Origin of the sequence: Streptomyces sp. NPDC079167 (genome assembly GCF_040686735.1) — a bacterium.
Taxonomy (GTDB): Bacteria; Actinomycetota; Actinomycetes; order Streptomycetales; family Streptomycetaceae; genus Streptomyces.
This window is the reverse complement of sequence record NZ_JBFBLO010000001.1, coordinates 653544-674784: the sequence shown is the minus strand read 5'-3', so window position 1 is coordinate 674784 and position 21241 is coordinate 653544. Positions and strand designations below refer to the sequence as shown.

The window sequence follows — 21241 nt, the reverse complement described above, 5'->3', positions numbered from 1 at the left end:
CTTTCGCGCGTGTGGTGTACCGCATGCGGAGTACGGGCGGACCGTGCCGTACCTCTCAGGGAGGCCGGGGAGTTCCCCCTGGGGGCATCCTGGTGCACCGCACGCTCCGTTTAGGGTCGAGCCATGGAGAAACCGACTTCCCGGTGGCGGCACCGGCTGCCCCGTACCCCAGGCCGGTGGGCCGCGGTGGTCGCCGCCCTCGCCGTGCTCGTGGGGGCCGGTACCTGGACCGCCGTCGCCGACGACAGCCCCCCGACCGTGCACCGGCAGGACCGGATGATGAAGATGAACGGGGTGTCGGTCGACACCTCGTACTTCACGTCCGGGGGCACGCGGCCCCGGCCCGCCGTCCTCATCGGGCACGGCTTCGGCGGCAGCAAGAACGATGTGCGCGCCCAGGCCGAGAAGCTGGCCGCCGACGGGTACGCCGTGATGACCTGGTCCGCCCGCGGATTCGGGAGGACGACCGGCGAGATCACGCTCAACGCGCCGGACGGCGAGGTCAAGGACGTGTCCGGCCTCATCGACTGGCTGGCCGGCCGGCCCGAGGTGCAGCTCGACGCGAAGGGCGACCCGCGTGTCGGGGTCACCGGCGCTTCGTACGGTGGTGCCGTGTCGCTGCTGGCCGCCGGGCACGACGACCGGGTCGACGCCATCGCACCGGTGATCAGCTACTGGAACCTCGCCGACGCGCTCTTCCCGGACGGGGTCTTCAAGAAACTCTGGGCCGGGATCTTCGTCAGCTCCGGCGGCGGCTGCCAGAAGTTCCAGAAGCAGTTGTGCGAGATGTACGAGCGGGTCGCCGTCAGCGGCAAACCGGACGCAGCCGCCCGCGCGCTGCTGACGGAACGTTCCCCCGAGGCCGTGGCCGACCGGATCGACGTGCCCGTGCTCATCCTCCAGGGCCAGAGCGACTCCCTGTTCCCGCTCGGCCAGTCCGACGCCATGGCCAAGGCCGTCAAGGCCAACGGCGCACCCGTCTCCGTCGACTGGATCGCGGGCGGGCACGACGGAGGGGACGACGAGGGCGACCGCGTCGAGGGCCGGATCGGCGACTGGTTCGACCGGTACCTGAAGAAGGACGAGGGCGCCGACACCGGGCCCGGGTTCCGCGTGACCCGGACCGGCGGCGTCGACTCCACCGACGGCGCCGCCCTGAAGCGCGGCGCCAGCAGCGACACGTACCCCGGCCTGAACAGCGGCGGACGGGAGATCCCTCTCACCGGCGCAGGGCAGCCGGCCACGACGGGCGGTGCCATGGACCGGCCCGGGACCGGCGGCGGGCAGAGCGCCCCCGCCAAGAACCTGACGCAGACCTTCCGCAACCCCGCCGGCGCCAACCCGCCCTCCATCTCCGCCGTCCCCGGCATCGGAGGCGGCCTCTCCCAGCTGTCCTCGCTCGGCGTCGGCTTCTCCCTCGACTTCCCCGGGCAGTACGCCCGCTTCGACTCCGCCCCGCTGGACAGCGCCGTGCACGTCACCGGGTCGCCGACCGTCCGCGTGAACGTGAAGGCGGACCAGGGCGACGCCGTGCTCTTCGGCAAGGTCTACGATGTCTCGCCGGACGGGAAGCAGCAGGTTCTGCCCTCCCAGCTGGTCTCCCCGTACCGGATCACCCCCGACGAGCAGGGCAAGCCAGTCGAGCTGACCCTGCCCGCCGTCGACCACGAGGTCGAGGCCGGGCACAGCCTCCGCCTCGTCCTCTCCGCGACCGACCTCGCCTACGCCTCACCCGCCGAGCCCGCGACGTACACCGTCTCCCTCGACGGACCCCTGACCGTCCCCACGGCGCCCGCCGTGAAGACCGCCGCGGCCACGCTGCCCTGGTGGACCTGGGGACTCCCGGCGGCCGGACTCGTCATCGCCGCCGCCGTCCTGCTCACCGCACGCCGGCGCACCGCGGCCCCCGCCCCCGACCCGGCGCTGACCGGCGTACCGCTGCAGATCACCGGGCTGTCCAAGAAGTACGCCAGGTCCAGTGACCGGTACGCCGTCCGCGACCTCGGCTTCCGCGTCGAGAAGGGGCAGGTCCTCGGCCTCCTCGGGCCGAACGGCGCTGGCAAGACCACCACCCTGCGGATGCTGATGGGGCTCATCACCCCCGACGCCGGTGAGATCCGCGTCTTCGGGCACGCGATCCGCCCCGGGGCCCCTGTGCTGTCCCGCGTCGGCTCGTTCGTCGAAGGCGCCGGATTCCTCCCGCACCTGTCCGGCCGCTCCAACCTGGAGCTGTACTGGCAGGCCACCGGGCGGCCCGCCGAGGACGCCCACATCGACGAGGCCCTGGAGATCGCCGGGCTCGGTGACGCCCTGGCCCGCGCCGTGCGCACGTACTCCCAGGGCATGCGGCAGCGGCTGGCGATCGCCCAGGCCATGCTCGGCATGCCGGACCTCCTCATCCTCGACGAACCGACCAACGGCCTCGACCCGCCCCAGATCCGCGAGATGCGGGACGTGATGATCCGGTACGCGGCCGGGGGCCGCACCGTGATCGTCTCCAGCCACCTCCTCTCCGAGGTGGAGCAGTCCTGCACGCACCTGGTGGTCATGGACCGGGGCCGGCTCGTCCAGGCCGGCCCGGTCGCCGAGATCACCGGTTCCGGCGACATGCTGCTCGTCACCACGGGCACCGAGGTGGCCGGACCACTCGTGGACAAGGTGGCCGAACTGCCGGGCATCGGCTCAGCCGTCCGCCTCGACGACGGCCACGGGCTGCTGGTCCGCCTCGACGGCGCCACGGCCGCGCAGCTGGTCGCCGACCTGGTCCGTCTCGACGTGCCGGTGACGGGTGTCGGGCCGCACCGCCGCCTGGAGGACGCGTTCCTCACCCTCATCTCCCAAGGATCCGCATGAGCTCCGCAACTGAGATCCAGGCACTCGCCGAAGCCCCCGGCTACCGTGCCCGCCGCACCCTGCCGCTGCGCGTGGAGGCGATGAGGCAGCTGCGCAGGCGGCGCACCCTGCTCATGTTCGGGGTGCTGGCAGCACTGCCGTTCGTCCTGATCATCGCCTTCGCGGTCGGCGGCACCCCCGGCGGCGGCGAGGGCGGTGGGGGAGGCGGCGGTTCGCGCATCAACCTCATGGACGTGGCGACGGAGTCCGCCGCGAACTTCGCGGCGACCTGCCTCTTCGTCTCCGCCGGCTTCCTGCTCGTGGTGCCCGTCGCCCTGTTCTGCGGGGACACCGTCGCCTCCGAGGCCAGCTGGTCCTCACTGCGCTACCTGCTCGCGGCGCCCGTCCCCCGGACCAGGCTGCTGTGGAGCAAGCTCGTCGTGGCGCTCGGCTTCAGCCTCGCAGCGATGGTGCTGCTGCCGCTCGTCGCCCTGGGCGCGGGAGCGGCGGCGTACGGCTGGGGGCCGCTGAAGCTTCCCACCGGGGGCGCGCTCACCACATCGGACACCGTGCCGCGCCTCGCCCTCGTCGTCGCCTTCGTCTTCGTCTCCCAACTCGTCACCGCTGGGCTGGCGTTCTGGCTGTCGACGAGGACGGACGCACCGCTCGGCGCGGTGGGAGGCGCGGTCGGGCTGACCATCGTCGGCAATGTCCTGGACGCGGTCACCGCACTCGGCACCTGGCGTGAGTTCCTGCCCGCGCACTGGCAGTTCGCCTGGGCGGACGCGCTCCAGCCCGACCTCGCCTGGGGCGGGATGGTGAAGGGCGCGGCCGTATCGGTGACCTATGCCCTGATCCTGTTCGCCTTCGCCTTCCGCGGGTTCAGCCGTAAGGACATCGTGTCCTGACCCTCGGACGGAGCAGCCGATGCCCGGCCGTAGGGCGACAGGTCTTACGGCCACCAGCGACCGACAGCGACGATCGAGTCGCTGATCAGCGGGATCGCATCCGGGCCGGCGAGTCGGCGGAGGCCGGGAGCGGCACGGCTCAGGATGCTGAGGTGCTCGCCTCGCGGGAGTGTCCGCGTGACGGTGCGCAGGAGTGCGACGTAGTCCGCCGGTGCATCGGCCGCCAGGGTCTCGCCGGCTCGGGCGATCACCGCCGGTACCGTCATGTAGGGGTTGCGGACGATCGTGCCCAGGGCGGGGGCCAGGAGTTCGCCGCGCAGGTACGGGATCAGGCCCCTGAACAATTCCTCCTGTCGGTACCCTTCGACGCGCATCAGCGCTTCCCATGCCTGCTCGGCCACCGCGGGTCGGCGCTCCGGGGCAAGGTACTCGATCAGTCGGGTCAGCTTCTCGGCGCGGTGTTCCGGGGCGGGGATGGTGAGAGCCTCGGCCAGCGTCCGGTCAACGATCGGTTCCCGCAGTTCGGCGGGGAAGTGGCGCATCGCTTCGATCAGCACATGCGTGCGTTCCTGGGCCCGCCAGTCGCTGAGAAAGCGTGTGTGATCGTCGGCCTTCCGCAGTGCCTCAGCCAGCACGGCCTCCCTGCGCTCCACCGGGAAGTGGCCTACCAGCTCGGCCAGTACCGGGGCGTGGTGCGAGCTCCACACAGTGGTCGCGACCTCGCCCAGTGCTCGCTCCAGGAGTGCTCGGCGACGGGGCGGAGACAGGTGCTCCACCAGGGCGGCCCGGGTATGAGCGCGGCGCCTCATGGCCTCCCGATGGTCGAGGCCGACTCCTCTCCTGTCCGCGTCCTCGATGACCCCGTACCTGTTGAATGTTCGGGGAAGGAGCAGGGACAAGGCAGGGGTGCGGTCGTCGGTGATGGCGTCAAGCGCCTGTTCGGCCAGCGCGTTCCTGCGTTCCTCGGGGAGGTGTCCGAGGAGCTTGGTGAGCGACCGGGCGCGGCGGTACTCGTCGGTGATGGCCTCGACGTCCTCCAGCGTCCGTTCGAGCACGGCCCGCGCTCGCTCGACGGGGAGGCGTGCGAACAGTCCACTCAGCGCGTGAGCTCGCGCGGCCACGTCGGTGACGGCGGCGACCGTGTCGAGGGCCTGGTCCAGCAGCGTCTGCCGTAGATGCGGCGGCAGGTGCTGAGCGACTTCGGTCAGGGCCTGTGCGCGGTCCTGCGGACGGGTGAGGGTCTGCGCGACATCCAGTGCCCGGTCGGCGACTGCCCGCCGGTGCTCGGGCGACACCTGCTCGACGAGTCTTCTCAGTGTGTGGGCTGGGAAATAATCGGAAGTGAAGGCTGTCGAGTTCTCCAGAACCTGTACGGCCATGGCCAGTTGATGGTGCGGCGTCGCTTGTCCGATGAGGTCGAGCAGCGTCCCGGTGCCGCTCGCCTGTCGGCCGAGGGCACCGGCCTCGGCGAGACACCTTTCCGCCACCGCACGGCGGCGCTCAACAGGCAGATAGTCGAGGAGTGTCGCCAGGTTCCTGGCCCGCTCGTATGCGTGATACGGCCCGTCGAGGATCTCCCTCACCTGTTCCGCCACGATCGGGACATGTGCGGCGGGCAGGTGTCGTAGCACATCAAGAGGATCCGACAGCAGGACCTTTTGGTCAGTGGCTGCCCCGGCTGCCTCCCGGAGGATGAGATCCATCGCCTCGTCCCGCTGCCGGGGGGGCAGGCCGGGAACCAAGTCGGCCAGCTCCCGGACACGGGCGTTCTGGTTGACGATGGCGGTTGCTTCTTCGAAGGCGCGACTCAGCTCCTTCTCCCTCCGCCCAGGGGGGAGATGGCAGGCCACCAGTCGCAGGACGCGGACGCGGGTGAAGCTGGTGCGGATGAAATCGGCATCCTTCAGCACGCGAGCTGCCTCGGCCGCTCGAACGTCTTCAGGGAGATGTTCGAGCACCTCGGCCACGGCCGCCGCACGGTGGCTGCGACGGTCATCCATTTCGGTCTGGGACGACAGGGGCCGGCGACCGTTGTCCGGGGTCCGCGCAGCACTCACCCAGGCCAGCCTCGCCGCTTCCTCCCGCAGGCTCACGGGGAGCCACTTGATCAGACCGGTCAGAGCTCGGATCCGATCCATCGGGGTCCCCATGCCGGCGGCGATACGCAGTGCTTCCGCAGCCGCTTCGTCCCGTCTTTCCCGGGGCACGTATTCAATCGCCCTGACCAGGGCGGGCCCTCGGTTGTGATCGAATTCGACGGCGCGGACGCAGCGCAGCGCCTGGTCGACCACGTCCTTCTGCTCCTCGGCGGGCAGGAGCGCCACAAGGGAACTGAGAGCGTGAGCGCGGGACTCGGGATCTGTCAGCCTGCGGGCGAAGGCCAGAGCTCGGGCGGGCCTCCATATGTGCTGAGCCACGAGATGACGGAGCAGTCCGGCGGGGACGTTGTCGGTCAGGCTGGTGAGGGACGCGGCGATGAGTGTGTAGTGAAGCTCCCCGGCCAGGGCCGTGGCGGGCCGGTGCTCGGCCAACGCTCGGTCGGTGCGCTGTCGGCAGTCCTCGCGGGCCAGGGCGATGTCGTCGAGGTAGGAGTCCAGGGTGTCGGCGTGGTCGTGGGCGGCGAACCACACGTTCACGCCCATATGCTGCCCGGTGGACCGCTCGGCGCCGAGCAGCCCGTGCAGCCCTTCCCAGCGCCCGGCCTGGGCCAGGTGCCCGGCCAGATGCCGTAACGGGTACCCGTCGTCGACGCCCGCGAGTGACGGGTCCTGGGCCAGCGTCCCGAGCCCCCGGTCCAGTCCGCCGAAATGCTTCAGGTACCGCTCGGCCACCCTTGAGTGCGCCTCCCGGGTGGCCGTCCCCAGTGCATCGGCCCACGACTGCTGTTCTTCGTTCGACCGCCCCTCCGACGGCTCGGGCGTGACACCGGCGAGGACCTCACGGAGGCTGGCATGGTAGATCTCGAACCTTCTGGGAGTGCTGGACGTGGCGGTCAGAAAGGGCCGCAAGCGGCGCTGGCACCACTCGCGCACCCGGCCCTCAGGGACCCCGGACAGGGCCGCAAGCCCAGTCACAGGCAGCGGTTCACCGGCTGCCGTGAGGGTCGCCAACAGCGGCAGCAGACCGTCGTACCAGTACTCATCCCGGCTCCAGTCCCTGAGGCGGTCGACGTAGTAGGACCACAGTCCGTCGGGAAGCTCGTCCAGGGCACTGGCCTGACGCAGACCCAGCCGGACCTCCTGCAGGAGGTAGCGCAGGTAGACCCACACGCCGCCGCTGCGCTCGGCGACTCTGGACGTGAACTGCTCAGGTGTCACGCCCGCTTCGGTCAGCCGGGCAGCCAGCGCTCTCTCCCGGACCTCCGCACGCAGGTACGCGGTCAGGTCGCTCAGGTTGCGTTCGTCATCGGCGTCGATGCGCAGTACGGCAGGGGGCGGGTCACTGTGCCCGGGAGGGTGCCCTGTCCGGTGGGTGCCGATCACGAACACGTCGTCCGGCAGCAGCCGGGGGAGACCCCAGGGCAGGGCGCCCGGCCGGCGCTCGGCCTCGTCCGCTCCGTCGACGACCAGCACCACACAGCCGCCCTCCCTCCGGGCCTGCTCGGCGGCACGCGTCAGTACGACCTCGAACCCCTCCGGTGAAAAGAGCCGTTCGGGCAGCATGCGGGCGGGAGCCATGTCCCACAGGCCGTAGTGTCGGATCAACTGGCCGGCCAGGTTCTGCAGTCCGACCCGGACCGTCTCCCCCCTGGCGTACCGCACGAAGTGGCCGAACCAGCCGCGCTCGCGGACCAGGTGCGCCGCCAGCGCGGATTTGCCCATACCGGCGTCGGCCTCGATCCACAAATATCCGGATCGCCGGCTGCCGAGGAAGACCTGGATCTGTTCGACCACCCAGTCGCGACCTGTGAGACCGCCGCCCAGCACGTTGTCGAACACGGGCCGAGGGTCACGGACCGCCTCGTCGATCGGAACCGCGGCCACGCCCGGGCCTGAGACGCTCACCGAGTCGTACCCGTCCTGGACACGACCGGGTCTCGGCGGCGGCATCACATCATGCAGGGCGGCGGGAGTCAGTCCGCAGCCGAGCAACGTCTCCAGAGTCCGGACTTCGCCGGCCTTCAGCCGCTCGGTCCAGCGGTCCACGCGGCTCGCGGCGAGGCGGCCCAGGCCATCGGCGAGATGGTGTTCGGTGATGACCCCGATGATCCGTCCACCGCTGAACACGACCGCGCCCGACATGCCCTCCCAGGGAGAGACGCCCAGGTCCGGGTGCGGAGCCGGAGGAGGGACGACGAGGTCGAGCGTGCCCTCCCGGCGGTTGGAGAGCGGCGCGCACGTCGCGTGGACCTGTTCGCAGTCCCGGTAGGGCTGCGCGTCCTTGCCGATGCCACGCAGCTTGAACCATGGGAAGCCGACTGCGGTGCAATGCAGCTTCTCCGTGCTTCCGTGCCGGCCGACCCGACCGAACTCCGCGGCTCCCACCGCCACCGGCCGGTCCGCCGGAAGGATCAGGACGGCGACGTCAATCCCCGTATGTGACCACGCCACTTCGGCCTCGGCGGTCCGCTCACCCGGATGATCGGCGTCGAAGCGCACTCGTATCGCAGCCGCGTCTGCGACGACGTGCGCGGCGGTCAGCACCCTGTCCGACGCCACCAGATAGCCCGACCCCCGGCGCCGGCCCGCGGGGAGAGGCAGGTCGACGATGACCTCGGCGACACGGTCGGCCCACATGCCGGGTCAGCGTTCCCCGTCGGCCTCGGCGCCCGTGATCAGAGCCGTCCGAGGCGTGCCGTCCGGGGCAACAGCCTTCGGTTGCAGGGTGAGGGTGATGCGCTGGGTCCGCGCCTGCGCGTATTTCCCGTTACCGCCCGCTTCTGCGACCCAGAAGCGGACCTTTCCGTTGGCACCGGCTTCGCGGTCCACCGTCACGGTCGCCTCGATCTCGACGGGACCGAGTTCGAACCGTACCGCCTCGTCCCTGCCGTCCCTCATCGCGACATCGAGCTCGTGACGCAACTGACGGATCATGTCGGACAGTTCGACCACGAGTCCTCCTCGCCAACACCTCTGTTCGGCATCATGATAGGGCTGTTCACGGGTCCGATCGACGTGAATGACGAGTTGGCCCGGTGCGTTGGAGTCAGGCCGCTCGCACCGAGATCGCCATGCCCTTCCGCGGGTTCAGACGTAAGGACGTCGTGTCCCGACCCTGACGTTCCGCCCTGTGGGGCCTCCGTCGTTGCGCCATCGAGACGGTTCCGCAACGCTTCTGACGACTCCGCCCGGCCGCCTCGCACGTCACATTGGCGAATGTCTACGACGTGGGGGGTACGGATGGACCGCAGGGCAAGGACGTACAGGGGAGCGCTCGGACTGCTCCTGGCGGGCGGGATCCTGGTGACCGGGTGCAGCGGGACCGGCAACGAGGCGACGGCCGACCGTGGTGTCGCCGGCAGCGGCGGGGACAAGCGGGCCCCCTCCGCCGCGGCGCGGCCGCAGGAGGACGGGGCGGGGCAGGCGGAGGCCGGCGCGGCACGGGAGAGCGTGGCGCCCGACTACCTGTCGACCTTCGCGCTCGACGTGGACACCGCCAGCTACGGATACGCGCGCCGCACGCTCGGCGACGGACAGCTCCCGGACGCCGGCACGGTGCGCCCGGAGGAGTTCGTCAACAGCTTCCGCCAGGGCTACGAGCGGCCGGACGGCAACGGCTTCTCGGTGAACGTCGACGGCGCACGGACCGATGCCGCCGACTGGTCGCTCGTACGGGTCGGGCTGGCGACGAAGACCGCCGCGGACACGGGCGAACGCCCGCCCGCCGCGCTGACCTTCGTCGTCGACATCTCCGGATCGATGGCCGAACCGGGCCGCCTCGACCTCGCGAAGACCTCACTGGGCATACTCGCCGACGAACTGCGCGACGACGACTCCGTCTCCCTGGTCACCTTCAGCGACGAGGCCGAGACCCGGCTGCCGATGACCCGCCTCCAGGGCAACCGCACCAAGATCCGCGACGCCATCACCGCGATGGAACCCGCCGACTCCACGAATGTGGCGGCCGGCGTCGAGCAGGGCTACGACGAGGCGGTCGAAGGCCACCGCGAGGGCGCCAACAACCGCGTCGTCCTGCTCTCCGACGCCCTCGCCAACACCGGTGAGACGGACGCCGACGCGATCCTCGAACGCGTCGGGGACGCACGCGAGGAGTACGGCATCACGCTCTTCGGCGTCGGCGTCGGCAGTGACTACGGCGACGAACTGATGGAGCGCCTCACCAACAAGGGCGACGGCAACACCACCTACATCGCCGACGAGACACAGGCCAGGAAGGTCTTCGTCGACCAGCTGCCCGCCCACGTCGAACTCCGGGCCCGCGACGCCAAGGCCCAGGTGGCGTTCGACCGTAAGACGGTCAAGCAGTTCGAGCTCATCGGCTACGAGAACCGCAAGGTCGCCGACGACGACTTCCGGGACGACAGCGTCGACGGCGGCGAAGTGGGTCCGGGCCACACGGTGACCGCGCTCTACGCCGTACGCCTCCGTGAGGGCGCCTCCGGCCACGTGGCGACGGCGACCGTGCGCTGGCTGGACCCGAAGACACGCGAGGCGCACGAGGAGACCGGGTCGGTCGGGACCGGCGCGATCGACGGAAGGCTCTGGGACGACGCCGGCGCACGGCTCCAGGTGACCGCGGTGGCCGCGTACTTCGCGGACACACTGCGCGGCGGTGACCTCCAGGGAACGCCCACGCTCGGCGACCTCGCCGGCCGCGCCCGGAAGCTGGCGGCCTCCACCGAGGACAGCTCGGTGGAGAAGCTCGCCACCGCGATCGAGCAGGCCGACCGGCTCAGGAACGACGGTGGCGAATCGCCGGGCGGGGAGGGTGAGGGCGAACTCGGCTGACACGAAGGCCCATTGGCCCGGCAGGTGACCACACCTGCCGGGCCCGTTCTTGTCGGAGGCTGCTGATAGAACACATCGAACAGTTACCGAACGGACTGTCAGGAGCCATGTCTTGTCCTATGTCCATCATGTCGAGCAGTTCGACGGACTGCCGGTCTTCACCTTCCCGCCGTACGCGCACCCCGCGGATCTCCCCGACGCGGACGCCGTGGCCTGGCGCCTCCACTGCGGTCCGTACGTGACCGACGAGGGCTACACGTCGCACTGGAAACGGTTCACCGAGTTGGTCGACCTGGGGAAGGTGCGGGCCCTGCTCTTCGGCAACCCCTGGTACGGCAACGACGGCGGCAGCAGCCCGGACGAACTGATCGGCCTGCGCTCCCGGTTCACCGCGCTGGAGGCGATATTCCTCGGTGACGTGGAGGACGAGGAGGGGATGATCTCCATGATCGGGCAGGGCGGGATCGCGGAGCTCCTGGACGCCTTCCCGGGGCTGCGGGAGCTGGGCCTGCGAGGCGGTGAGGACCTGGAATTCCCCGTGACGGGCCACGCGGGGCTGCGGGTGCTCCGCGTCGAGTCCGGCGGACTGCCCCCCGAGGCCGTGGCCCAGATCGCCGCAGCCTCCCTGCCCTCGCTGGAGCACCTGGAGCTCTGGCTGGGCGACGAGGACTACGGGGGCGGCACCACGGCCGAGGACCTCGCGCCGCTGTTCGCCGGAGTCGGCAAGCCAGCCCTGCGCCACCTCGGGCTGCAGAACAGCCCGGTCCAGGACGAGCTGGCCGCGGCCCTGGCCTCCGCGCCGGTCGTGAAGGGGCTCACCTCGCTGAGCCTGTCCATGGGCACGCTCGGCGACGAGGGGGCACAGGCCCTGCTGCGGGGGCAGTCACTGTCCCACCTGCGCGAACTGGACCTTTCGCACCACTACCTCAGCCAGGACATGATGCTGCGGCTCTGGACCGAGCTGGAGCCGCAGGGGGTGCGGGTGAACCTCACCGGCAGGCAGGAAGAGGAGGACGACCTCGACTGGGACGACGCGCCCAGCAGATACGTCGCGGTCGCCGAATGACCGCCACCCTGCCCCGCCCCTCGCCCTCCTGCCCCGCCGCCCCCGAAAGGCCCGCACGATGACCCCGGCCCCCGACTTCCAGGACCCGGACGACCTCCGGCTCGTCAGCCGCAACCTCAACGGCCACTACCCCTGGCTGGACCCCGCCGAGCCCGTTCCGCACGCGCACGTGCTGTACGCGGCGGCGGTGCGGGATGAGACTCCCGCCGCCACCGTGGCACGGCTGGCCGCCCTCGGATACGCCGAGATCCAGCAGTCCGGCGCCCCCCTTCCCGGCTCCGTCGGCATGGAGGATGCCTCCCTGGTCAGGAGGGACGACCATATGCAGCCGTGGATCGATGTCTCCCGGCCCGTGTCCCTGTGCCAGCTGCTCGGAACGGCGGAACAAGCCGGGCGCTCTCCCGCCGACGTCGGGTGCCGCCTGACCGCTCTCGGCTACCGGATCGGCGGCAGCGGCCCGCTCCCCGAGTCCCCGGACCCCCGGGACGTCATGCTGACCCGCACCGACGCCCGGGGGGACGGCGAGTGGCTCGACTGGGGCGACGAGGTCACCGCCGGCCACGTACTGGAGGCCGCCGACTACGTGTCCTGCAGTCCGCACGCCGCCGCCGTCCGGCTGGCATCACTCGGCCTGAAGCTGCCGTACACCCCCGAAGCCGACGACGAACTGCTGCTCGCAGCCGGTCACACCGCCGCTGCCCGCTGGTTCGGCCGGTACAAGGAGCCGCCCCTGGGGCATGTCCTCGACGTTGCCAGGAGGACGGGACGGCGCCCCGCGGACCTCGTGGACCGGCTGAAGGTTCTGGGGTTCGCTGGGCCGGGCGGATCGGTGCCCGAGACTCCGGAGGACGAGGACTTCGTCATCCTCAGCGCGAATCTCGACGGGTGCCGCCCCTGGCTGGTCCGGAACACGGTCGTCGGACTGCGGATGGAGCACATCCTGCGCGCGTCCCTCGTCACGGGGCGCGGCCCGGCGGAGATCACCGCGCGGCTGACCGAACTGGGCCACTGGCTGCACGGGAACGCGAAGCTGCCGGAGACCGCCGACGAGGCGGACATCAGGCTGCTGGACACCGTCGACCGTTCGTACCGGGACAACGTCCACCTGGAGCACGTCCTGCGCAGCGCGAGCCTGACGGGCCGGAGCCCGGCGGACGTCGCGGCCCGGCTGACCGAGCTCGGCCACACGCTCCCCGACGAGGTGGAGTACCCGGACGTACGAGGTGCCCTCGCCGCGTCCTGACGTACGTCCGCCCCGGCTGTCACGGCAGCCGGGGCGGACACCGGTCAGGCGAGGTGGAACACCTCGGCCAGCGGGACCATGGCCTCGTCGGCGGCCTCCGGCTGCTCGAAGAACTCGCCCATCTCCCGCTGCCACCGGGCGTTGACCTCCGTCGCGGCCATCGCCTCCCGGGCCGCGTCGAAGTCCTCCGTCTCCAGATAGCCGACCAGCAGGCCGTCCTCGCGCAGGAACAGCGAGTAGTTGTGCCAGCCCGCCTCCGACAGCGCGGCGAGCATCTCCGGCCACACCGCCGCGTGGCGCTCGCGGTACTCGTCCTTGCGGTCCTCGCGGACCTTCAGCAGAAAGCAGACGCGCTGCATGGAGCCGGCCCCTCCGGTCAGAAGTTGAACTGGTCGATGTTCTCGGAGTCGAAGACGGTCGGCTCGCCGAGGATGACCTCGCCGTCCTTGCCGACCGTGTACTCACCGAGCTTGCCCGCCTTGAACTTCTCGCCCTCCACACCGGTGATCTGCCCCGAAGCCAGCGCCGCGGCTGCGTACGAGCCGAGGTAGCCGAGCTCCTCCGGGTTCCAGAGCGAGAACTGCTCGACGGTGCCGTCCTTGACGTACTTGCGCATCTGGTTCGGCGTGCCCAGCCCGTTGAGCACGACCTTCCCCTTGTACGAGGAGTCGCTCAGGTAGCGTGCCGCGGCGGCGATGCCGACCGTGGTGGGGGAGATGATGCCCTTGAGGTCGGGATAGGCCTGCATGAGGCCCTGGGTCTGCTGGAAGGACTTCTGGTCCGCGTCGTCGCCGTACGCGACCTTGACCAGCTCCATGCCCTTGTACTTCGGGAGCTTCAGTTCCTCCTTCATGAACTCGATCCAGGTGTTCTGGTTCGTGGCGTTCTGGGTCGCCGACAGGATCGCGACCTTGCCCTTGTAACCGATCTGCTCACCGAGGTGCTGGACCAGGCTGCGGCCGATCTCCTCGGAGCTCGCCTGGTTGATGAAGAGCTGACGGCAGTCCTTCGCCGTGTCCGAGTCGTAAGCGACGACCTTGATGTCCTTCTTCATGGCCTGCTTGAGCGGGCCGCAGACCGCGTTCGGGTCGTTCGCGGCGATGAGGATCGCGTCCTGGCGCTGCTGGATCAGGGTGTTGATGTAGGAGACCTGCGAGGAGGCGTTCGCGTCGGACGGGCCGACCTCCTTGCCCGTGCCGCCGTACTCCTTCGCCGCCGCGATGCCCGCCTCGTCGACGATCTTCTCGTACGGGTTGTTGATCTGCTTGGGCAGGAAACCGAGCTTCAGCCCCTTCTTCAGCGGGGCGTCCGGGTCGGCCTTCGCGGAGCTGCCGGCCTTCGCGCTCCCGCTCTCCTCGCTGTCCTTCGTGGTGCCGGAACAGGCGGTGAGGGCGAGGGCCAGGGAGACGGCGGTGGCTGCGGTCGCGACGGCGCGGCGCCCAGCGGCATTGCGGAGCATCATGGCGGCGTGTGCCTTTCGGAGGGGTACGGGCCGGATGGGTACGGGGAGGGGCGGTTATGACGACTGGGGTGCGGGGGCGTTCGCGGCCCGCCTGTGCCGGCGTTCGACGACCGTGGCGATGATCCGTGGGGTCAGTACGGACGCCACGAGCAGCAGCCCGGTCACGATGACCTGCACCTCGTTGGCGATGTCGTTGAGCGTGAGGAGGTTCTTCAGGAGGCCGATCAGCAGGACACCGGCGACCGCGCCGAAGAGCGTCCCCTTTCCGCCGTCGAAGTCGATCCCGCCGAGCAGGACGGACGCGATGACGAGCATCTCGAAGCCGAGTCCGTTGTCCGCGCGGGCACTTCCGTACCGGAGGGTGAAGACGATCCCCGCGAAGGCGGAGAACAGGCCGGTGACGACGAAGAGCAGCAGCTTGATCCGCTTGACCCGGATGCCGGCGAAGTAGGCCGCCTCCTCCTGGGCGCCGATGGCGAAGAGCGAGCGGCCGAACCCGGTGGCGTGCAGCACCACCGCGGTGACCGCGGCCAGGACCACGAAGAGAAGCACCGGGTAGGTGAGGAAGGTGCCGGGGACGGTCGTGGTGTCGACCGCCCAGTCCGCGTAGACCTGCGGGAAGTCCGTCACCGCGTCGCTGCCGAGCGCCACCGAGGCCAGACCCCGGTAGAGCGCGAGGGTGCCGATGGTGACGGCCAGGGAGGGCAGGCCCACCCTGGTGACCAGCCAGCCGTTGAGGAGGCCCCCGGCGACGCCCACCAGCAGCACCACCGGCACGATCATCTCGAAGGCCCAGCCCGCTTCCCACAGGGCGCCGGTCAGCGCGCTGCCCAGGCCCAGCATGGAGGCCACCGACAGGTCGACCTGCCCGGCGACGACCAGGAGGGTCATCGGCAGGGCGATGAGGGCGACCTCGGCGATGTCGTTGAAGGCGAACGCGAGGTTTTCGGCCGAACCGAAGCCCTCCGTGGACCCGAGTCCGACGACGAGGACCGCGATCAGCAGGACACCGACCGCGGTGTCCCAGCGCAGGGCCAGGGCGCGTACGGGAGAGGGCTTCGATCCGGCCCGCGGCGTGGGAGCCGTCTTCGTGTCAGGCGCCGTGGTCATGGCGGGCGTTCCTCTTCCTCAGGGCGGCGGTCATCCGCAGGTTCACGATCCGGTCGACGCTGATGGCCAGCAGGAGGAGCGCACCGGTGCTGGCGCCCTGCCAGAACGCGTCCACCTTCAGTACGACCAGGACGCTGCCGATGGTGGTGAGCAGCAGGGCGCCGAGGGCGGCGCCCCAGACGGTGCCGGTGCCACCGGTGATGGCGACACCGCCGACGACGACGGCGCTGACGACGGTCAGTTCCCAGCCGTGCGCGTTGTCCGCGACGACGGTGCCGAAGCGGGCCAGCCACAGCGCCCCCGCGAAGCCGGCGACGGCCCCGGAGAAGGCGTACGCGGCGAGCACCCGGCGGCGGATCGGGATTCCGGCGAGCCGGGCGGCCTCGGGGCTCGACCCGATCGCGTACAGCTCGCGCCCCGAGCGGTAGCTCCGCAGGAAGTACGCCGTCGTCGCGAGCAGGACCAAAGCGATCAGCGGGAGGTACGGGACGCCCAGCACGCTGCCGCTGCCGAGCCCCAGGACGGCCTCGGGGACGTCGGCGGCGCTGATCTGCTCACCCTGCGCCCACCAGTAGTCGACGCCCTGGATGATGTAGAGCATGCCCAGGGTCACGACGAGCGCCGGGACCTTGCCGAAGCTGACGAGGGCGCCGGAGACCAGGCCGCAGACCACGCCGATGGCGATGCCGAGCAGCATCACGGTCAGCACACCGTGGTCGCTGCCCGCGACGAACTTGCCGCAGGCGAAGGCGGACAGTCCGACGACGGACCCGACGGACAGGTCGATGTTGCGGGTGATCACGACCGCCGACTGGCCGACGGCGAGCAGCACCAGGATCGACGCGTTGAGCAGCAGGTCCTTGATGCCCTGGTCGGAGAGGAAGCGCGGGTTGGCCAGGTAGGTGCCGAGGACCAGCAGGACCAGTGCCCCCGCGATGGAGATCTCCCGCGCCCGGAAGACCGCGTCCACGAGCGAGGAAGCGCTCCGCTCCGGCGCCCTCGCGGTGTCCGGGGGACTCCCGATGGTGGTGGTCATGCCGCTGCCCTCTCGTTGCGTCCGGTTGCCGCGGCCATGACCGACTCCTCGGTGGCGCTCCCGCGCGGGATCTCGGCTACGAGCCGGCCCTCGTGCATCACGAGCACCCGGTCGGCCATGCCGATGACCTCGGGGAGGTCGGAGGAGATCATCAGCACGGCGAGACCGTCGGCCGCGAGCGCGGAGAGCAGCCGGTGGACCTCCGCCTTGGTGCCGACGTCGATCCCGCGCGTCGGCTCGTCGACGATCAGCACGGCGGGTCCGGTCGCCAGCCACTTGGCCAGCACGACCTTCTGCTGGTTGCCGCCGGAGAGCACACCCACGGTGTCGGCCAGCCGGTTGTACTTGAGCTGGAGGCGCACCGCCCAGTCGGCGGCCCGGTCGTGCTCCAGGGCCCGGCTGACGAGCCCGCGCTTGCGGACCTCGCCCAGACCGGTCAGACCGATGTTGCGCTCGATCGACATGTCCATCACCAGCCCGCGCTGGCGCCGGTCCTCGGGCACGAGGGCGAGCCCGGCGTCCATCGCGGCGGTCGGCGAACCGGGGCGCAGCACCGTGCCGGCCACCTTCACCTCGCCCGCGTCCGCGCGGTCCACGCCGAACACCGCCTGGGCCACCTCCGTGCGCCCGGCGCCGACGAGTCCGGCGAGCGCCACGATCTCACCGCGGCGGACGTCGAAGGACACATCGCGGAAGACGCCCTCACGGGTCAGCCGGTGTACGGACAGGGCGACTTCGCCGACCTCGGCGTCCTGCTTGGGGTAGAGGTCGTCGAGGTCACGGCCGACCATCCTGCGCACCAGGTCGTCCTCGGTGAGCCCCTCCAGCGGCTCGGAGGAGATCCACCGGCCGTCGCGCAGGGTCGTGACGCGCTGGCACAGCTCGAAGATCTCGTCCAGGCGGTGCGAGATGAACAGCACCGCCGCGCCCTCGGAGCGCAGCGCACGGACGACGGAGAACAGCCGGGCCGTCTCGCTGCCGGTCAGGGCGGCCGTCGGTTCGTCCATGATCAGGACGCGGGCGTCGAAGGAGAGCGCCTTGGCGATCTCGACGATCTGCTGGTCGGCGATCGACAGTCCGCGCGCCGGCCGGTCAGGTGCCAGATCGACCCCCAGCCTCCGCATCAGCCCGGCGGTCGCCCCGTGCACGGCCCTGCGATCGATCCGGCCCAGTGAGCGCCGGGGCTGACGGCCCATGAAGATGTTCTCGGCGATGGACAGATCGGGGAAGAGCGTCGGTTCCTGGTAGATGACGGCGATGCCGGCGTCACGGGCGTCCGCCGGGCCGTGGAAGACGACGGGCTCGCCGTCGAGGAGCACCTCGCCGCTGTCCGGGCGGTGCACCCCGGCGAGTGCCTTGATCAGAGTCGACTTGCCGGCGCCGTTCTCCCCGGCGAGTGCGTGGGCCTCGCCGGGGAACAACTGCAGGGACACGTCCCTCAGGGCCCGTACGGCACCGAAGGACTTGCTCACGCCCTTCAGGGCCAGGACCGGGGCCGGGTCCGGGGCGGACTGGTTCATGGGAGCTCCTCAGCGGAGGGACTGTTCCGCTCCGCCCGCCGTGAAAGGTTTCAATGAGGTTGCTCGGAAGCTAAACGGGGATTGCGGGCGCCGTCAATGGGTTGATGGCGGGAAGTTCCAGGAAGAGAAGCGATGCTGCGACGCGAACGGGGTGAAGGGGTGGGCACCCTTGACAGCCTTCAGGGTGGGCCACTATCTTCCGGGCTTTTGAATCGATTCATGCGGCGGGCGTGCATCGCTCCACTTACGGGCGCGCTGCGGGATGCCTCGGCCCGAGGAGGACGACAAGGCCGGCCTTGCCGGGCACGGGCACCGGCACCTGGTGCCAGCCCGCGCGCCGGTAGAAGCGCATGGTCGCCCCGGCGTGTACGGACGTGAGCAGCCAGCACCGCCCGTCCGGGGCACTCTCGGTGGCCGCCGACAGCAGGGCCGCGCCCAGTCCGGTGCGGCGCGCCTCGGGGGCGACGGCCAGCTCGTCGACCTCCAGGCCCCCGCACAGCCAGTCACGGACACGGTCGGGCCCAAGGGCTTCGGCGACGTGCCCGTAACTGCGGTCGGAGGGGAACGTATCGGGAGTGGTCCAGGCCGTGGCGAAGCCGCCCACGGTGTCCCCGTCGGTGGCCAGCGCGGCGGTGAACCCCGGGCGCACGGCGTCGGCTGCGAGCCGCTCGACGTACAGCGCGGCGGCGGCGGGCTCCTCGTGCCAGGGCGGTGCCGAGAAGACCTCGGCGTACACCCGCCGGATCCCCTCGGCGTACGCGGGAAGGCGTCCGCCCTCGACCAGCTGGACCCGCACGAGCGCACCACCCACCCCTGGACTGTTCCCGACAGGACTCTCACGACAGGACTGCTCTTGGCAGGACTGCTCCGACAAAACTGCTCCCGACAGGATAGGAGGGCCGGTGTGCCGGGGCCACAACTCCCGGGAGGATTCCCCGATCAGCCGGCCGGCCGCACCAGGTGCGTGGTGAACCAGTCCTCGGCCAGTTCCGCCACCCGGTCCAGTGCTCCCGGCTCCTCGAACAGGTGCGTGGCGCCCGGGACGATCTCCAGCCGGTTCTCGCAGTGCAGTGCCGCCTGCGCCTGCCGGTTGAGATCGATCACCGTGGTGTCGGCGCCGCCCACCACCAGCAGGGTGGGCGCGCGCACCGCCGACAGATCCGCCCCGGCCAGATCGGGGCGCCCGCCACGGGAGACCACGGCGCCGACGCCCGAGTCCGCCGCGGCGGCGGCCTGCAGCGCCGCCGCCGCGCCCGTACTCGCCCCGAAGGAGCCGACCGGGAGGGACACCCGGCGGCGGAGCCAGCTGGTCGTGTCCGCCAGTCGCCCGGCCAGCAGGCCGATGTCGAAGACGTTGGCGCGGTAGACCTCCTCCCCGGGAGTGAGCAGGTCGAAGAGCAGGGTGCCCAGGCCGGCACGGTTCAGCGCCGTGGCCACGGCGCGGTTGCGCGGGCTGTGGCGGCTGCTGCCCGAACCATGGGCGAACACCACGACCGCACCCGCCTCCCTGGGGAGCACCAGGTCACCGGGGAGCGGGACGCCGCCCGCGTCCACCTCGACCTCCTCGGCCGTGGCGGCACCACCACCGGCCCGTGCCAGCAGGGAGACGACCTCCTCGTCGGAGGTCTGGGAGAAGTCCCGGTACCACTCACCCACGGCGGAGAAGAGCTGCGGTGCGGAGAGGCAGACGACCTCGTCGACATCCTCGCGCAGCCTGTCGGCGACATCCGGTGACGCGACCGGCACGGCCAGTACGACATGGGCGGCACCCTGCGCCCGCACCACCTGGCAGGCCGCCCGCGCGGTCGCTCCGGTGGCCACCCCGTCGTCCACCACGACCACCGCGCGCCCCCTCAGCGGCAGGCGCGGGCGCCCCTTCCGGTAGGCCTGCGCCCGCCGGAGGAGCTCTGCCTCCTCGGCGCGCTCGACGGAGTCGAGGTCCTTCTCCCGGACACCGGCATGGCGGACGATCTCGTCGCTGATGACCCGCACCCCGCCCTCGCCGATCGCACCGAAACCCAGCTCCGGGTGGTGGGGCACCCCGAGTTTGCGGACCACGATCACATCGAGCGGGGCGCCGAGGGCCTGCGCCACCTCGTACGCCACCGGGACGCCGCCGCGCGGCAGCCCCAGGACGACGGGATCGCGGCGCTCCAGGTGCCGCAGCGCCACGGCGAGCCGCCGCCCGGCGTCCGTGCGGTCGGTGAACAGCACGGGGGTTCACCTCCAACCGAGGGAAGAGCGGAACACACACGCGCGCACCCACTTTCGAAGGAACCGCATTTGCGCCGGCCGGGCAAGTCGAGGACGGTCGGGGACATGGGCGTGGACATGGTGGAGCCGATCGGCGCGGTCCTGATCGACATCGACGGCGTGCTGACGGTGTCCTGGGAACCGCTGCCCGGCGCGGTGGAAGCGATGGAACGGCTCCGCGCAGCGGACGTCCCCCTGGCGCTGGTCACCAACACCACGTCGCGGACGCGCTCCCGGATCGCCGGACGGCTCGCGGATTCGGGCTTCCCCGTCGGCCCCGGAGACATCCTCACCGCGCCGGCGGTCACCGCCGCCCATCTCCGCGAGCACCATCCGGAAGCCCGCTGTCTGCTGATCAACACAGGCGACGTACGGGACGACCTGCCCGGGGTGACCCTCGTCGAGGAGGACACCGAGGGAGCCGCGCCCGACGTCGTGGTCCTCGGCGGCGCGGGCGGCGCCTTCACGTACGCGGCGCTCAACCGCGCCTTCCGCCTCGTCCAGCAGGGCGCGGCACTCGTCGCGATGCACCGCAACCTGTACTGGCGCACCGCCGAAGGGCTCGACCTCGACACCGGAGCTTTCCTCGCCGGCCTGGAGCGCGCCGCGCGTACCGAGGCCGTCATCACCGGCAAGCCGTCCGGCGCCTTCTTCGCCGCCGCGCTGGCCCACCTCGGCACCGGCCCCGGCGGGACGCTGATGGTGGGTGACGACATCGAGACGGACGTGCTCGCCGCACAACGCCACGGCATCACCGGGGCGCTGGTCAGGACGGGCAAGTACCGGCCGGAGACCCACGAGGCCGCGGACGGGACCCCGGACCACGTCCTGGACTCGTTCGCGGACGTGCCGGCGCTGCTGGAGCGGATGGGGCGCTGAGCCGGGTCCTGGGAAACCGCCCGC

The 21241-nt window shown here is 71.0% G+C and carries 15 protein-coding genes; 6 read left to right on the top strand and 9 right to left on the bottom strand.

Annotated features, from left to right (window positions below; all coding sequences use genetic code 11):
* The first annotated feature begins 123 nt into the window (after positions 1-123).
* Both AB0P41_RS03095 and AB0P41_RS03090 read left to right on the top strand, forming a co-directional pair.
* On the top strand, positions 124-2853 hold the full coding sequence (locus AB0P41_RS03095) for an alpha/beta fold hydrolase (RefSeq protein ID WP_365929716.1): 2730 nt from the start codon (positions 124-126) through the stop codon (positions 2851-2853).
* Positions 2850-3740: an ABC transporter permease gene (locus tag AB0P41_RS03090; protein ID WP_356708172.1), complete on the top strand. Its 891-nt coding sequence runs from the start codon at positions 2850-2852 to the stop codon at positions 3738-3740. The genes AB0P41_RS03095 and AB0P41_RS03090 overlap by 4 nt, the downstream gene beginning before the upstream one ends.
* 44 nt (positions 3741-3784) lie before the next feature.
* Here AB0P41_RS03090 and AB0P41_RS03085 read toward each other — a convergent pair whose 3' ends face one another.
* Together AB0P41_RS03085 and AB0P41_RS03080 are read right to left on the bottom strand one after the other, a co-directional pair.
* Positions 3785-8476, bottom strand: a complete 4692-nt coding sequence (locus AB0P41_RS03085) for a trypsin-like peptidase domain-containing protein (protein ID WP_365929714.1) — start codon at positions 8474-8476, stop codon at positions 3785-3787.
* 6 nt (positions 8477-8482) lie between these two features.
* Positions 8483-8791: a trypco2 family protein gene (locus AB0P41_RS03080; RefSeq protein WP_356708169.1), complete on the bottom strand. Its 309-nt coding sequence runs from the start codon at positions 8789-8791 to the stop codon at positions 8483-8485.
* Positions 8792-9079: 288 nt separating this feature from the next.
* On the opposite strand from AB0P41_RS03080, the gene AB0P41_RS03075 reads away from it, so the two are divergent.
* From AB0P41_RS03075 to AB0P41_RS03065, 3 genes are all read left to right on the top strand, one after another.
* Complete coding sequence (locus AB0P41_RS03075; protein ID WP_365929958.1) at positions 9080-10648, top strand: von Willebrand factor type A domain-containing protein; 1569 nt, start codon at positions 9080-9082, stop codon at positions 10646-10648.
* Between the two features lie 112 nt (positions 10649-10760).
* Positions 10761-11714 carry an STM4015 family protein gene (locus AB0P41_RS03070; RefSeq protein ID WP_365929712.1) on the top strand — a complete coding sequence of 318 codons (954 nt, stop codon included), beginning with the start codon at positions 10761-10763 and terminating at the stop codon, positions 11712-11714.
* 58 nt (positions 11715-11772) lie between these two features.
* The gene (locus tag AB0P41_RS03065) at positions 11773-12957 is read left to right on the top strand and encodes a hypothetical protein (protein WP_365929710.1); all 1185 of its coding nucleotides are present in this window, start codon (positions 11773-11775) and stop codon (positions 12955-12957) included.
* A gap of 44 nt (positions 12958-13001) precedes the next feature.
* Here the strand turns inward: AB0P41_RS03065 and AB0P41_RS03060 are convergent, their stop codons facing one another.
* The 7 genes from AB0P41_RS03060 to AB0P41_RS03030 form a co-directional block, all read right to left on the bottom strand.
* Positions 13002-13316 (bottom strand): L-rhamnose mutarotase, encoded by a 315-nt coding sequence (locus AB0P41_RS03060; RefSeq protein ID WP_356708163.1) that lies wholly within the window; start codon positions 13314-13316, stop codon positions 13002-13004.
* Between the two features lie 17 nt (positions 13317-13333).
* Positions 13334-14419: a rhamnose ABC transporter substrate-binding protein gene (gene rhaS, locus AB0P41_RS03055; RefSeq protein ID WP_365929708.1), complete on the bottom strand. Its 1086-nt coding sequence runs from the start codon at positions 14417-14419 to the stop codon at positions 13334-13336.
* 54 nt (positions 14420-14473) lie between these two features.
* Positions 14474-15529 (bottom strand): ABC transporter permease, encoded by a 1056-nt coding sequence (locus AB0P41_RS03050; protein WP_365929707.1) that lies wholly within the window; start codon positions 15527-15529, stop codon positions 14474-14476.
* Positions 15513-16565 carry an ABC transporter permease gene (locus AB0P41_RS03045; RefSeq protein WP_365929705.1) on the bottom strand — a complete coding sequence of 351 codons (1053 nt, stop codon included), beginning with the start codon at positions 16563-16565 and terminating at the stop codon, positions 15513-15515. The genes AB0P41_RS03050 and AB0P41_RS03045 overlap by 17 nt, the downstream gene beginning before the upstream one ends.
* On the bottom strand, positions 16562-18085 hold the full coding sequence (locus AB0P41_RS03040; protein ID WP_365929703.1) for a sugar ABC transporter ATP-binding protein: 1524 nt from the start codon (positions 18083-18085) through the stop codon (positions 16562-16564). Before AB0P41_RS03040 ends, AB0P41_RS03045 begins: the two co-directional genes overlap by 4 nt.
* A gap of 244 nt (positions 18086-18329) precedes the next feature.
* The gene (locus AB0P41_RS03035) at positions 18330-18896 is read right to left on the bottom strand and encodes a GNAT family N-acetyltransferase (RefSeq protein ID WP_365929701.1); all 567 of its coding nucleotides are present in this window, start codon (positions 18894-18896) and stop codon (positions 18330-18332) included.
* 128 nt (positions 18897-19024) lie between these two features.
* On the bottom strand, positions 19025-20299 hold the full coding sequence (locus tag AB0P41_RS03030; RefSeq protein ID WP_365929699.1) for a phosphoribosyltransferase family protein: 1275 nt from the start codon (positions 20297-20299) through the stop codon (positions 19025-19027).
* 120 nt (positions 20300-20419) lie between these two features.
* Here AB0P41_RS03030 and AB0P41_RS03025 point away from each other — a divergent pair, with 120 nt between their 5' ends.
* Positions 20420-21217 carry an HAD-IIA family hydrolase gene (locus tag AB0P41_RS03025; RefSeq protein WP_365929956.1) on the top strand — a complete coding sequence of 266 codons (798 nt, stop codon included), beginning with the start codon at positions 20420-20422 and terminating at the stop codon, positions 21215-21217.
* Positions 21218-21241 lie beyond the last annotated feature (24 nt).

Excerpts from the sequence above, each read along its gene's own strand:
- AB0P41_RS03095 (WP_365929716.1), top strand. The coding sequence starts at position 124 with ATGGAGAAACCGACTTCCCGGTGGCGGCACCGGCTGCCCCGTACCCCA.
- AB0P41_RS03040 (WP_365929703.1), bottom strand. The coding sequence starts at position 18,085 with ATGAACCAGTCCGCCCCGGACCCGGCCCCGGTCCTGGCCCTGAAGGGC.
- AB0P41_RS03085 (WP_365929714.1), bottom strand. The coding sequence starts at position 8,476 with ATGTGGGCCGACCGTGTCGCCGAGGTCATCGTCGACCTGCCTCTCCCC.
- AB0P41_RS03090 (WP_356708172.1), top strand. The coding sequence starts at position 2,850 with ATGAGCTCCGCAACTGAGATCCAGGCACTCGCCGAAGCCCCCGGCTAC.
- AB0P41_RS03050 (WP_365929707.1), bottom strand. The coding sequence starts at position 15,529 with ATGACCACGGCGCCTGACACGAAGACGGCTCCCACGCCGCGGGCCGGA.
- AB0P41_RS03060 (WP_356708163.1), bottom strand. The coding sequence starts at position 13,316 with ATGCAGCGCGTCTGCTTTCTGCTGAAGGTCCGCGAGGACCGCAAGGAC.
- AB0P41_RS03075 (WP_365929958.1), top strand. The coding sequence starts at position 9,080 with ATGGACCGCAGGGCAAGGACGTACAGGGGAGCGCTCGGACTGCTCCTG.
- rhaS (WP_365929708.1), bottom strand. The coding sequence starts at position 14,419 with ATGATGCTCCGCAATGCCGCTGGGCGCCGCGCCGTCGCGACCGCAGCC.
- AB0P41_RS03065 (WP_365929710.1), top strand. The coding sequence starts at position 11,773 with ATGACCCCGGCCCCCGACTTCCAGGACCCGGACGACCTCCGGCTCGTC.
- AB0P41_RS03045 (WP_365929705.1), bottom strand. The coding sequence starts at position 16,565 with ATGACCACCACCATCGGGAGTCCCCCGGACACCGCGAGGGCGCCGGAG.